Annotated in this window: 9 protein-coding genes and 1 pseudogene; 3 read left to right on the top strand and 7 right to left on the bottom strand. The window is 73.4% G+C overall.

Annotated features, from left to right (window positions below; translation table 11 throughout):
- Positions 1-212: 212 nt before the first annotated feature.
- The 4 genes from ACF07S_RS28960 to ACF07S_RS28945 all read right to left on the bottom strand — a co-directional run bounded on the left by ACF07S_RS28960 (position 213) and on the right by ACF07S_RS28945 (position 6,418).
- Positions 213-1,100: a FadR/GntR family transcriptional regulator gene (locus tag ACF07S_RS28960; RefSeq protein ID WP_391975544.1), complete on the bottom strand. Its 888-nt coding sequence runs from the start codon at positions 1,098-1,100 to the stop codon at positions 213-215.
- Between the two features lie 163 nt (positions 1,101-1,263).
- Positions 1,264-3,297 carry an ATP-binding cassette domain-containing protein gene (locus tag ACF07S_RS28955; protein WP_391975543.1) on the bottom strand — a complete coding sequence of 678 codons (2,034 nt, stop codon included), beginning with the start codon at positions 3,295-3,297 and terminating at the stop codon, positions 1,264-1,266.
- A gap of 107 nt (positions 3,298-3,404) precedes the next feature.
- Entirely contained in the window at positions 3,405-4,163 is a 759-nt protein-coding gene (locus tag ACF07S_RS28950; RefSeq protein WP_391966230.1) for an NUDIX domain-containing protein, read from the bottom strand.
- Between the two features lie 488 nt (positions 4,164-4,651).
- A complete protein-coding gene (locus ACF07S_RS28945; protein WP_391975542.1) occupies positions 4,652-6,418 on the bottom strand; it encodes a DUF4192 domain-containing protein in 1,767 nt (588 codons plus the stop codon).
- A gap of 163 nt (positions 6,419-6,581) precedes the next feature.
- On the opposite strand from ACF07S_RS28945, the gene ACF07S_RS28940 reads away from it, so the two are divergent.
- Entirely contained in the window at positions 6,582-8,747 is a 2,166-nt protein-coding gene (locus tag ACF07S_RS28940; protein WP_391975541.1) for a RecQ family ATP-dependent DNA helicase, read from the top strand.
- A gap of 214 nt (positions 8,748-8,961) precedes the next feature.
- Positions 8,962-9,576, top strand: coding sequence for a hypothetical protein (locus tag ACF07S_RS28935; RefSeq protein ID WP_391966233.1), 615 nt, complete (start codon positions 8,962-8,964; stop codon positions 9,574-9,576).
- 235 nt (positions 9,577-9,811) lie between these two features.
- Here the strand turns inward: ACF07S_RS28935 and ACF07S_RS28930 are convergent, their stop codons facing one another.
- The 3 genes from ACF07S_RS28930 to ACF07S_RS28920 all read right to left on the bottom strand — a co-directional run bounded on the left by ACF07S_RS28930 (position 9,812) and on the right by ACF07S_RS28920 (position 11,907).
- Positions 9,812-10,432, bottom strand: coding sequence for a hypothetical protein (locus tag ACF07S_RS28930; RefSeq protein WP_391966234.1), 621 nt, complete (start codon positions 10,430-10,432; stop codon positions 9,812-9,814).
- A 67-nt stretch (positions 10,433-10,499) separates the two neighbouring features.
- Complete coding sequence (locus ACF07S_RS28925; RefSeq protein WP_391975540.1) at positions 10,500-11,201, bottom strand: ribonuclease HII; 702 nt, start codon at positions 11,199-11,201, stop codon at positions 10,500-10,502.
- Between the two features lie 82 nt (positions 11,202-11,283).
- On the bottom strand, positions 11,284-11,907 hold the full coding sequence (locus tag ACF07S_RS28920) for a TetR/AcrR family transcriptional regulator (protein ID WP_391966236.1): 624 nt from the start codon (positions 11,905-11,907) through the stop codon (positions 11,284-11,286).
- 271 nt (positions 11,908-12,178) lie between these two features.
- Here ACF07S_RS28920 and ACF07S_RS28915 point away from each other — a divergent pair.
- Positions 12,179-12,430, top strand: a pseudogene (locus tag ACF07S_RS28915) (MFS transporter); the annotation flags it as partial.
- Positions 12,431-12,710: the final 280 nt, after the last annotated feature.

Below are 12,710 nucleotides of genomic sequence, written 5' to 3'. Positions count from 1 at the left end.
CACCCGTAAGTACCCGCAAGCCGTCAGACAGGAACAAATGTGTTCATTCCGTGAACAAGGAGGTCGCCTCTGCGCGTCTCCCCGCTCCTCTCGCCGCCGGACCCCGCGGGATCGTCGACGATCTCGCGGGGTCCGGCGGGGGACGGCTCATCGGTGGGGCGCTGCCACAGGAGGGGGATGGCATGCCGGACCGCGCCGTCCGCGGAACGCGGTCAGTGCTCGCGCGGGGCGGGCACCACGCGTTCCACCTCGGGGTGGAACGTGAGGAGTTGACGCATGGCCGCCTCGGCAGCCGCGCCGTCGCCGCCGGCGAGCGCGTCGACGATCCGCGCGTGGTGCCCCATCGACGTCTCGTTCGGCCGCTCACAGCCCGCGACCGGGCCGCCGGAGACCTGGAGCGCGGCGGACACGATCCCGGAGAGGTGCTCCAGCATCCGGTTGCCGGCGACCTGGATGAGCAGGGAGTGGAACTCGACGTCGGCGCGGGCGAACGTGAGCGCGTCGCCCTGCCCCAGGGCGTGGCCCATGATCTCCACCATGTCGGACAGGCGCTGCTGCACGTCCTCCCGCCCGTGACCGGCCGCCAGGCGGGCGGCGAGCGGCTCGATCGTCCAGCGGAGCTCGCTGAGCTCACGGCGCTGGTTGTCCCGCTGCGGCCCGAAGGCCCGCCACTCGATGATGTCCGGGTCGAGGAGATTCCAGTCACTGACGGGGCGCACGCGCGTGCCGACGTTCGGGCGGGCGCTGACCAGGCCCTTGGCCTCCAGGACGCGGAGCGACTCACGGACGACGGTGCGGGAGACCTCGAAGCGCTGGCCGATCTCCTCCGGCACCAGCGGGCGGTCCGCCCCCAGGTCGCCCGAAACGATCATTTGACCCAGTTGCTGAACGAGTTGGCCGTGCAGCCCGCGGCCGCGGCTGCCCGCGGCCCGTCGGCCCATACGGCCCAGTTCCGGATCCGCGCCCTCCCAGGCAGGAAGCCCGGCGCGGTCGGCGGCGGGCGCCTCGGCATAGGGGTAGCGGTCGAGTGCGCCCGGGCTCGTGAGGCCGGAGTCTGCGGAGCGGGCGGCGGTCATCATGGTGTGCGCAAGGGTACTCACGCATCCTTTGTCGGCGTCGCCGCCAACTCCCTTGAGGTCTTTGCTGAAAAGCACACGAAAGGGTGATCGCTCACCCCGTCGCAATTGACGCCTTATCGGAAGGAAGCGGGCATTTTGTGGGGAGTTGCAGGCAGGCTCGGTCCGATGCGCTCGCGTACGGTCGTCATCGGACTCGGTTCCGCAGATCGGTGAGCAGGTAGGCACCGAGCAGGACCGCCAGTGACAACGCCATTGCGCCGCCCACGGGTTGGGCGGCCAACCGCAACACCGCGTCCAGGCGGTGCTCGCCCCCGAAGGCCCATCGGAAGGGCGTCTCCTCGCTCAACCGCTCCGACACCGGCACCGGAGTGCGCGCCGAGGGCCACTCCGTCATCTTGTCCACGAGGGGCCCGACGAGGAGGGGGACGGCCACGACCACCGCGAGCCCCGCCGTCGTGGACCGGAAAACGCCCGCGGCCAGCACGCCGGCACAGGCGCAGCCCATCACCAGCCCGAGCCATCCGGCACCCAGCGGGAGCCAGTCGGCGCGGACCTGGACGGCCTCGCGTCCGTAGACGAGGTAGAGGAGTTCGGCGTCGCACCCGACGGTCAGGACGGCCAGCAGCAGCGCGGCGGCCGAGGCCACGAGGAGTTTGGCGGCCAGCAGTCCCAGCCTCCGGGGCACGGTGCCGCGGTCCGCCGCCAGCGCGGGGTGGCGGAACTCGTCACCGAAGGCCAGCGCGCCGAGCAGTCCCGCGCCCAGCGCCGCGGGCGGCAGCGGCAACTCCCTCGGCCAGGCGGCCAGCAGGCGCGGCTGGGGGGTGTGCCCGGCCCGTGCCAGCAGCACGGCGGTGACCGCGGACACGACGAGTACGCCCGCCGCGACGAGGTACCCCGTACGGACACCCGTGGCACGGCGGATCTCATAGCGCAGGGGGCGCAGCGGCCTGGGTGCGGGACGGACGGTGATGGGAGGCGGGAGCACGCGCCCGGTGCCCGGCTCGGCCCCGGCCCGGCGCCGGGAGCGGGCTCCGGCAGCCGGCCGGGTCCGCTCCCCGACGGTGTCCTGCGGCGCTTCCCGCCCGCTGGGCACGGACACGGACCCGCCCCCGTCGGCCGAGGCACCGGGGTGGTGCCGCGCCGCGGTGGCGTGAACCCGCTGCGGGCCGCCTGTCGCGTGTTCCGGCGGGGCGGGGGCCGGCGACGGTGCGCGAGTGGCGGACGGGGAGGGTCCACCGGCTCCCGGCGCGGCACGGCCGGCGGGGGCAGCCCGCTCGTCCGCCCCCGGGTGCGCTTCCTGGTGCGCCCCGTCGTTCGCCTCTCGGTCGGTCAACCCGGCGCCGGGACCCATGTCCCCGGTCTCGTCCGCCAGTTGGTGTACGACGATGCCGTTGCGGAACGCGGTCTCGCCGACGTACGCACAGGTAGTGCCGTAGACGCAGAGGCGGTTGCCGCTCTCCCGTACGACCTCCACGGACCGCTGTGCGGCGCGGGCCTCCTGCGTGAGCAGCGCGGAAAGGCGGGCGGCGTGCGGACTGCGGACGGCGACGCGGGGACGCAGCCGGGTGCGGGAGAAGTCCGCGACGTCCTGGTCGGCGACGACCCTCCCCCGCTCCAGCGTGACCACGCGGTCGGCGATGCGCGCGGCCTCCTTGGGATCGGCCGTCGTGCACAGGACCGTGCCGCCCTGGGCCGCGTGTGCCCGGAGCATGCCGTACCACCAGCGGTTCTCCCCGACGGAGAGCGCTCGCGCGGGGTCGTCGAGCACGAGGGTGTGCGGGTCCGGCAGCAGCGCGCAGGCCAGCCCGAGGCGGCGGTCCATGCCGCGCGACAGGATGCCGAGCCGTTCGTCGCGCAGGTTCACGAGCCCCACCGCCTCGAGGACTTCGTCGGCGCGGCGGCCCGGGACGCCCGCCGCCGCGCACAACATGCGCAGGTGCCCGCGGACGGTGCGGGCGGGGTGCCCCGGTACGTCGCCCAGCAGCACGCCGACTTCGCGTGAAGGGTGGGGGATGCGGTGCAACGGGCGGCCTCTGAAGTAGGTGACGCCACGACCGCGTTGGAGTTCGAGCATGAGCCCGAGCGCCGTCGTCTTGCCGGCGCCCGGTGCTCCGAGCAGCGCGGTGACGCGGCCCGCGTGCGCCTCGAAGGAGACGTCGTCGACGGCGGGCGGAAGCTCTTTGCGGGGATTGCTGGTCAGTCCGATGGCCTGGATCACGCGATGCAACATAGCGCGCCATATCGGGTTTTTCGGGCATGCGAGGCCTGCTGCCGGCAGGGGTGTGCGCCCCGCCGGCCCCGTCAGGCGGTCCGGTCGCCCCCGTGTCAGACCTCGGGGCGCAGCATCGGGGGGTTGAGCAGGGTGGCCCCGCCGGCCCTGAAGAGCTGGGCGGGGCGGCCGCCCTGCCGGGTGGTCGTGCCGCCGGTGGGAACCAGGAAGCCCGGCGTGCCCGTCACCTTGCGGTGGAAGTTGCGCGGGTCCAGCGCCACGCCCCAGACCGCCTCGTAGACACGGCGCAGCTCGCCGACGGTGAACTCCGGCGGGCAGAAGGCCGTCGCCAGCGAGGAGTACTCGATCTTGGACCGGGCGCGTTCCACCCCGTCCGACAGGATCCGGGCGTGATCGAAGGCGAGCGGCGCCGCCGGCTCGTCCTCACGGCCGTAACCGTCCTGCTGGAGCAGTTCCTCGACGGGCACCCAACGCGCGTTGCTGGCGTCGCCGCCCGCGCGGGGGGCGGGCAGATCGGGTGCGAGGGCAAGGTGCGCGACGCTGACGACACGCATCCGGGGATCACGCTCGGGATCGCCGTACGTGGCGAGCTGCTCCAGGTGAGCACCGTTGTCCTGGGCGGGGACAGCGGGGTCGTGCACCCGTAGCCCGGTTTCCTCGGCCAGTTCACGGGCCGCGGCCTGCGCCAGGTCCTCATCGGCCCGTACGAAGCCACCGGGGAGCGCCCAGCGCCCCTGGAACGGCGGCTCGCCCCTGCGTACCGCCAGCGCGCACAGAGCATGGCGGCGCACGGTCAGCACGACCAGATCCACGGTGACGGCGAAGGGCGGAAAGGCTGACGGGTCGTAGGGCATGCGGCGATCATAGTCGTCTGCCTGACGATAAGCACTCTCTTCCCGGTCGTGACGACGACTCATCCGCTTCCGTCCCGCGCGGTTTCCGACGCGGCCTTGGCGGCGGTCACGCGACGGCATGCCACCGGGCGCGGAAGCGGGGCGCCGCCCCGTCCGCCGCCCCGCGGCACCTCTGCGGCAACCGATGACCGGACGCCTCGGCCTCTCCCGGGCCCGGAGGCACGGCACCGTCTTCTTCCGGCCGCCGGCGGCCGGAAGTCCCCACGGTCACGAGCGCCATCGCATGGCCCCGCGCAACACCTCCGCGGCCATGGGGGTGCGTCCCCGCTTCGGGTCCGTCCGGGGGCGCGCCCCCGGACGGACCGGCCGGCTTCGAGTGGCGTCACCCGTGGGCACGGGCCATTGCCCCAGAGCCGGCATCTTCGGTTCCCGCGCTGCCGGACCGGGTCCCGCCCTTTCCGCCACGACCGTCCTGCCACCGTGATCACTCAGCCCCGCTCCTCCCCGTCACGGTCCCGCCGACCGGCCTGCGCGCCCTCCGGCGCGGCACCGCCCCGGTGCCCGACGCCCGGACCCGCCGGGCCGGCGCCCGCCGTGCCGGGGCGCCTCCCGCGCTCGTCCGTGCCGCCCGGCCGCGTGCCACCCGCCGTGCCGCCTCCGGGGTGCGTGCTCCCCGCCGACGCCCGCGGATGCGGGAGCCGCCCGCTGGGCCGGCCGGCCTCCGTCCGCCCTCGGCGGGAGGAGCCACGGCCGGCGCCGGACGCGCGCGCGTGGCGCCGGCAGGGCGAGGGGGCCGTCCCGGGGCCGGGAACCACCGCCCGCGGACCGGGGACCGGACCCGGGACCGCCGGGCCGGCGTCCGGCGTCTCACGGCCGTCCTCCTTGCGCAGGTCCGTCCCCTCGGCCGATTCCTCGGAGATCGTCCGCCCACGGTCCACGTGTTCCGCCCGCAGGCAGCGGCGGATCGACTCGGGGTCGAGGCCCTCGTTGCACGCCTGGTGCAGAAGGCGGGCGAAGAGGTAGTCGGGATCCGCCCCCAGCGCCATGGCGAGTGCCTCCCGGGCTTCCAGTTCGTCACCGGTCGACCAGGCGACCCATCCGGCGAGCGTGAGGGGCGCCGCGGCGTGTTCGCCGTACGAGCCGACGCAGCGGCGTGCCAGGGCGCGCCACAGGCGAAGGGCCGCGTCGGCCCGGTCGCCCTCCATCCACTCGGCCGCACGGTCCCGGGTGGTGCGGTCCTGCAGGCCGAGGATCAGCGCCGCGGCCTCGTCGTGCGCGAGCAGTTCGTCGTCCCGCAGATCCGCCGGGAGCATGCCGGGGACGGGCGGCGCGTCGGCGAGGCGGCCGATGAGCCGCTCGGCCAGCCCCAGCGTCTCCTCGGCCACCTCGAGCCGGCCCGCCGTGTCGAGGATCTTGGGGACCAGCGCCATGCTGGCGGCGTCCAGGGCGGCCTCCTGGTCCAGGGCCGCGGAGTGCTCCCACGGAAGGAGCCTGGCGCGCAGCTCGCGCAGGGTGCCGCGGACCTGGAGTCCGGCGTACGTGGCGGCGGCGGCCAGCACCGAGGTGCCGGGCAGGCCCATCGGTGTCCCCTCGGCCGGACAGCAGCCCTCGTCGTCGCAGCAGTAGGACCAGAAGCGTCCGTCCGAGACGCACAGCGCCTCCACCACGGGGATGTCCAGGGCGCCGCACTCCAGGCGCAGTGTGTGAGCGAGGGGCCCCAGCCGTTCCCTCACCTGCCGGCCGGTCTCGCCCCGGCCCGGCTCGTGGCAGAGGAAGACGACCATCTGCTCGGGCCGGGCGCCCCGGCGCTCGCTGCCCTTCACCAGGCCGTGGACCAGTTGCCGGGCGGCGGACGGCCAGTCGTCCGGCTGGGCGGGGATACCGAGGCGGGCGCGGCCGCCGAACCGTCCCCGCCCGTCCTTGTCGTGCAGAGCGACCAGCACGATGCTGTCCTCCGGACGGTAACCGAGCAGGTAGGGCAGGGCGTCGGCCAGCTCGGCGGGGGTGCGCAGGGTGACCTGCTGTTCGTCGCCGCGGCTGTCGTACGCGGTGCAGGTGAGGTCCTGCGGGCGCGGTGCGCGGTCCGTCACGCCGCCGTTCGTCCGGGGGTCGGCGGGCTGGACGGACTCGGTGGACCCGGTGCGGGCGGCGGCTGCCTCCGGTCGCCGCCCCGTGCCTGCGTCGTCCTGTCCGTCACGCCCGTGGAGGTCACTGTTCTCGGAGGACCCGGCCGTCTCGCCGTGGTGGTTCGTCATGCGAAGACGATCTCGCGGATTGCGACATTCCGCTTCAACCTGTGGATAACTCGCATCAGGGGCATGTCACACACCTCGGGGGAGGGCCCCGGTGAGGGGGGACACCCCGGCTCCCTCCCCCGCGGGCACCCGCGTGTCGGTCCCGTCCTGTTGTATGGAACCCATGGAGCACACGATCAACGCGGAACTCCGGGCGGCCGCCGACGCGGTTCTCGCCCGCCTCGTCGGCGACCCCTCGGGCGAGGCCCGGCTGCGCGAGGACCAGTGGCGGGCGATCGAGGCGCTGGTCGCCGACAAGCGCCGTGCCCTGGTCGTCCAGCGCACGGGCTGGGGCAAGTCCGCGGTCTACTTCGTGGCCACGTCCCTGCTGCGGGCACAGGGCAGCGGACCCACCGTGATCGTCTCCCCGCTCCTGGCGCTGATGCGCAACCAGGTGGAGGCCGCGGCCAGAGCCGGCATCCACGCCCGCACCATCAACTCGTCCAACAGCGAGGAATGGGACTCCATCCAGGGCGAGATCACCGCGGGCGACGTGGATGTGCTGCTGGTGAGTCCGGAGCGGTTGAACAACCCCGACTTCCGGGACCAGGTACTGCCCGAACTCTCCGCCGCGACCGGGCTCCTCGTGGTCGACGAGGCGCACTGCATCTCCGACTGGGGGCACGACTTCCGCCCCGACTACCGCCGGCTGCGCACCATGCTCACCGAGCTGCCGGACGGCGTACCGGTACTGGCCACCACCGCCACCGCCAACGCGCGCGTGACCGCCGACGTGGCGGAACAGCTCGGCACCGGCGGCTCGTCGGACGCGCTGGTGCTGCGGGGTCCCCTGAACCGGGAGAGTCTGAGCCTCAACGCGCTGCGCCTGCCCGACGCCGCGCACCGGATGGCCTGGCTCGCCGACCACCTGGACGAGCTCCCGGGCTCGGGGATCGTCTACACACTCACGGTCGCCGCCGCCGAGGAGGTCACCGCCTTCCTCCGGCAGCGCGGGCACACCGTCGCGTCGTACACCGGCAAGACGGAGAACGCCGACCGGCAGCAGGCCGAGGAGGACCTGCTCGCCAACAAGGTGAAGGCCCTGGTCGCGACGTCCGCCCTCGGCATGGGTTTCGACAAGCCCGACCTCGGCTTCGTGGTGCACCTCGGTTCGCCGTCCTCCCCCATCTCCTACTACCAGCAGGTCGGCCGCGCCGGGCGCGGTGTCCGGCACGCCGAGGTACTGCTCCTGCCCGGAAGGGAGGACGAGGCGATCTGGGAGTACTTCGCGTCGCTCGCCTTTCCGCCGGAGGACCTGGTGCGCCGCACCCTCGACGTCCTCGCCCGCGCGGAGCGGCCCATGTCGCTGCCGGCGCTCGAACCGCTGGTGGAACTGCGCCGCTCCCGTCTGGAGACCATGCTCAAGGTGCTCGACGTGGACGGGGCGGTGAAGCGGGTCAAGGGCGGCTGGACCGCGACCGGTCAACCGTGGACGTACGACACCGAACGGTACGAGTGGGTGGCACGCCAGCGCAGGGCCGAACAGCAGGCGATGCGTGATTACGCGGCGACCACGGGCTGCCGGATGGAGTTCCTGCAACGGCAGCTGGACGACGAGGGCGCCAAGCCCTGCGGCCGCTGCGACAACTGCGCGGGCGCGCGCTACACCGCCGACGCCTCCACCGCCGCGCTCGAGGCGGCCCGTGTCGATCTCGGCCGTGCGGGCGTCGAGGTGGAGCCCCGGCGGATGTGGCCCACCGGGCTCCCGGCCATCGGGATGGACCTCAAAGGGCGTATTCCGGCCGGGGAGCAGGCCGCGCGGGGGAGGGCCTTGGGGCGCCTGTCGGACATCGGCTGGGGCAACCGGCTGCGCCCGATGTTCGCACCCCGGGCGCCGGACGGTTCCGTACCGGACGATGTCGCCAAGGCCGTGGTGGGAGTGCTGGCCGACTGGGCCAAGGGGCCGGGCGGCTGGGCCCCCGGTGCGGCGGACCCCCGGGTCCGGCCGGTCGGGGTGGTCACCCTCGCCTCTCGCAGCCGGCCCCGACTGATCCACTCACTGGGGGCGCACATCGCGGAGATCGGACGCCTGCCGCTGCTCGGGTCGCTGGCCTACACGGGCGAGGCCTCCTCCGCCTCCCGGAGCAACAGCGCCCAGCGGCTCAAGGCCCTCGACGGCGCGCTCACCGTGCCCGCGCCCCTCGCCGCCGCCCTCGCGGAGGCACGGGGACCGGTGCTGCTCGTGGACGACTACACGGAGACGGGCTGGACCCTCGCGGTCGCGGCGCGCCTGCTCCGGCGGGCCGGTGCGCAGGACGTGCTGCCGCTGGTGCTGGCCGTCCAGGGCTGACCCCTCACCCGTCCAGCAGGTGGGGATATTCGCCGCAGAACGCCCGATAACGCCCCCCTGCCCCGATTGCTCGTTGCCGCATCCAAGTTCGACAGGAAGAATCGAAGTCCGCACCCGCACGGCTCGCCCGCCGATCAGGTTGGGCTCTCCGTCGCGGGCGCGCTCCCCCGAATCCGTCCCCGCCCGCAGCCTGGGCGTAGCCGAAGGGAGGACCGTGACCTTCGGATTCGCTCCGTCCTCAGCGGCATCGCTGTCGACGTCCGCCGCCTCCGCCAACCGTGTACTCGAACCCGCGGAGTGGGCCGCCGCGGGAATCCCGCTGCTGCGCAGTCCGCGCGAGGTCGTCAGCGGACTGCACGCCCGGCATCATCCGGGGCCGGGCACCGCGGTCGTCGCCGTGCTCGATCCGGACGAACGACTGCGGGCCAGCGCTTCGTTCACCCGGCGCAGCGCTCCCGCTGACGGCTGGATGTTCCGCAACGCGCTGCTGGCCCAGTTGCGTCGCGTCATCCCGCACGACCTGCGGCGCCGCACCCCGGTGCGCACCGCCGTGCTGCTCCACTGCCGGGACGGTGACGCGCGCTGGACGGAGGAGGACGGTGCGTGGATGTGGGGGCTGCGTGACGCCTGCACGCTGCACGGCCTGCGCTGCGGGGCGTACATCACACTGACCCGTGACGGCTGGCAGGTCCTCGGCGAGGGGCGCGGCGGCCGTCATCCCAGCGCCGGCTCGCCCCCGGAGCCGTTCGCCATGTCCGAGGCCCCGCCCCGCATACCGCGCACCGGCGGCGCCGCGTCGGACATACTGCGCCGCGCGGCGGCACGCTGACGCCGCGCACGGTCGCCCGGGTCCCGCGGCCCGCACACCGGTGCGGCTCGGGACGCGAGACGGCCCGGCGCGGTCCCTACGACGACCCCGGACTCGGTCCCGCACGGGGCGGCGGGGACACACGTGTGCCGCCGCCTCCTCCGGTTCCGGACACGCCGCTTCCGCGACGGCGCGGACGCCGCGGGCGCGGCGTTCGCGTCACCCCCGGCGCCCGTCCGGACGCCGGTACACCGGCTCAGACGCCCGCGCCGAGCACCGAGTTGATCCGCTGCGGGTCGCCGCAGACGATCAGCAGGGTACGGGCCCGGGCGCGGGCCACCGACAGGGCGTCGGCGGCCACGGACTCCGGGCCGCCGTTGACGGCGACCACGACGACGGGCCGCGCGCCGGCGCGCTCCGCGACCTGGGCGTCCGTGTAGAAGACATCGTCACCGGCGTCGTGCTGGGCCCAGTAGGAGGGTTCGCCGAAGGACAGTTCGTGGGTGGCCCACGGGTGCGGCTCGCCGGTGGTGATCACCAGCACGTCACCGGGGCCGCGGCCGGAGTCCAGCAGGAGGTCCACGGCCTCTTCGGCGGCGTCGAGCGCCCCCTGGGCCGAGGCCGGGATCACCTGGATCCGCGGGGTGCCCGCAGCGGGCGCGGACGGGTCGGAGGGGCCGGGCTCGGCCGTGTCGCGCGGCGCACGCTGCGTCGGCGGCGCGGGCCGGGGCGGGCCGGGACGACCGGGACGCGACGGAGCCGCAGGGCGGGGACCGGGTACGGGGCGGGGGGTCGGCGCGGTACGGCCGCTGGCCGGCGTGGCGCGGGGACCCTGGGCACTCTCGTGAATCTGAGGCTCCTCGGGAATGAGAGGCATGGGCTGATTTTTATCAAACACTGGTACGACTCGCACCGGGGGGTGGCACATGAGTGCGAGCGGTTCGTCAGAAGTCGAAGCCGAGTTGACCCTCGATTTCCGGAACACTCCCGCCCGCCGAGCTGCGGACCTTCTTGAGATGCCGCCACTGGGGCAGCGCATCAAGATACGCCCACGACAAGCGGTGGCACGGGGTGGGCCCCCGGACCTCCAGTGCGGCCTTGTGCACGGGCGACGGATACCCGGCGTTGTCCGCGAAACCGAAGTCTGCATGGTCGGTGCCCAGTTCGGCCATCATTTTGTCGCGCTGGACCTTGGCGATCACCGAGGCCGCCGCGACGGCCACGCATGACTGATCGCCCTTGATCACCGTGCGGACCCGCCAAGGGGCGCCCAGATAGTCGTGCTTGCCGTCGAGTATCACCGCGTCCGGCCGCATCGGCAACGCCTCCAGCGCCCGAACCGCCGCCAGCCGCAGGGCGGCCGTCATCCCCAGTTCGTCGATCTCCTCGGGAGAGGCGTGCCCCAGTGCGTACGACGTCACCCAGGTCCGCAGGACCTGGGCAAGTTCGGTGCGCCGTCTGACGGTGAGGAGCTTGGAGTCGGTGAGACCCTCCGGGGGCCGGCGCAGTCCGGTGATCGCCGCGCAGACGGTGACGGGGCCGGCCCACGCGCCGCGCCCCACCTCGTCGACACCTGCGATGATCTTCGCCCCTGTCGTGGCGCGAAGAGAGCGCTCGACGGCGTGAGTAGGTGGTTCGTACGGCATGGCGTCCTTAGCGTACGCCGCCGGGAACGGCCCGCGACACCCCGGTTCCCCGAGCGGCATCGCCGCCTCGGCCGCACCCGGTTCAGTCCCCGCTCCGCCGCAGCAGCGGAACCATCAACTGGTCGACCATCGCCTCCAGATCGACGTCCGGCCATTCGCTGGCGCACACCTTCGAGCGGTACATCATCATCGCCGGGATGACGTCGAAGACAAACCCGTTCGCCGCGTCGGCGCGTACCTCCCCCCGCTCGATTCCGCGCTCGATGACCTCGCGCAGCATCTCGAGGGTCGGTTCGATCACTCCTTCGAAGATGACGGTATGAAAGTGCTCGGCCTGCGCGGTGTCACATTCGTGAATGACCGAGCGCACAGCGAATCCCGAGGGGGAGAACATCGCGTCGCGCGCCCGCCGGCACAGGTCCAGCAGATCCTCGCGCACACCCCCCAGATCGGGCACCGCGCCGAAACGCGGCAGTCCGGCCCGCAGGGCATCCGCGACCAGATCCTCCTTGGAGGGCCAGCGGCGATAGACGGCGGCCTTCCCGGTCTGGGCGCCTGCGGCGACGCCCTCCATCGTCAGGCCGTTCCAGCCGACCGTGCTGAGCTGCTCCAGGGCGGCATCGAGGATCGCACGTTCCAGCACGGCGCCGCGGCGGCGGGAAGCGGCCGCCTGGGTGTGAGCGGCCACCCAGCTCGAAGAAACCATCTGACTCTCTCCAACGAGCAGAGGAAGCGGGCAATTCGGGGATGAAGCGCATGCCGCGCGGCGACTGACGGGGACGCACCGGGCGACGACGCATTAAGTGAACGCAAGCGTTCACTGACGCACTCGTGGGGGACCCATGGTGACAACCTCTCCTTTGATCCAGGACCAGAAGCCAGGTGCGGCGCGCCGGGACGGACATCCCGGCATCGCGCTCACCGTCATCGCGGCCTGCCAACTCATGGTGGTACCCGACGCGACGATTGTGACCGGCAGGGACGAGGGCGAGAAGCAGGTGGCGGACTTCCCCGCCGAAGGGACTGCGGAGCGGAAGGCGGAGTTCGCGCAGACGCAGCAACCGCCCGCTCCCTGGGCGCACGAAGTGCTCGCACAGGGCATCTCGACGGCCTTCGTCCCGGCTGCCGTGATGGCCGTACCGGCCCTGGCCACCGCGCGGTCGGTCATCCGGGTCCGCAAGAGCGATCTGGAGGCGCTGTCCGGCTCGGCCGGACCCGGCATCGACTGAACAGCGGCCGCCACGGGTCCGGCCCGGCGGCTCTCCGGCTGGCGTCACGGGCGTCGGCCGGAGGGTCCCGGGCCGGGTCGCGAGCCGCGACGGGGCGGCCCTCGGGGCGAGCACAACGCAGAGCAGCGCCTTCATGAACACTCCACGGCCCTCCCCTGCCCGTCCCGTCTCGAACGACCCGTCTACACGTGTCAGTTCTCCTGCCTCACACAGTGACTGCTCCGACAACGAGCGATCGGTCACGGAGAGTTCCCGATCCGCACGGAGAGTTCGAACGCCG

The sequence above is a fragment of the Streptomyces sp. NPDC016640 genome (genome assembly GCF_043076215.1).
GTDB lineage: Bacteria > Actinomycetota > Actinomycetes > Streptomycetales > Streptomycetaceae > Streptomyces.
Note: the sequence above shows the minus strand (reverse complement) of the source record. Positions and strands in the feature narration are given on the sequence as shown.

Coding starts and splice junctions, on each gene's coding strand:
- ACF07S_RS28945 (WP_391975542.1), bottom strand. CDS start 6,418: ATGACGAACCACCACGGCGAGACGGCCGGGTCCTCCGAGAACAGTGAC.
- ACF07S_RS28925 (WP_391975540.1), bottom strand. CDS start 11,201: ATGCCGTACGAACCACCTACTCACGCCGTCGAGCGCTCTCTTCGCGCC.
- ACF07S_RS28930 (WP_391966234.1), bottom strand. CDS start 10,432: ATGCCTCTCATTCCCGAGGAGCCTCAGATTCACGAGAGTGCCCAGGGT.
- ACF07S_RS28920 (WP_391966236.1), bottom strand. CDS start 11,907: ATGGTTTCTTCGAGCTGGGTGGCCGCTCACACCCAGGCGGCCGCTTCC.
- ACF07S_RS28950 (WP_391966230.1), bottom strand. CDS start 4,163: ATGCCCTACGACCCGTCAGCCTTTCCGCCCTTCGCCGTCACCGTGGAT.
- ACF07S_RS28940 (WP_391975541.1), top strand. CDS start 6,582: ATGGAGCACACGATCAACGCGGAACTCCGGGCGGCCGCCGACGCGGTT.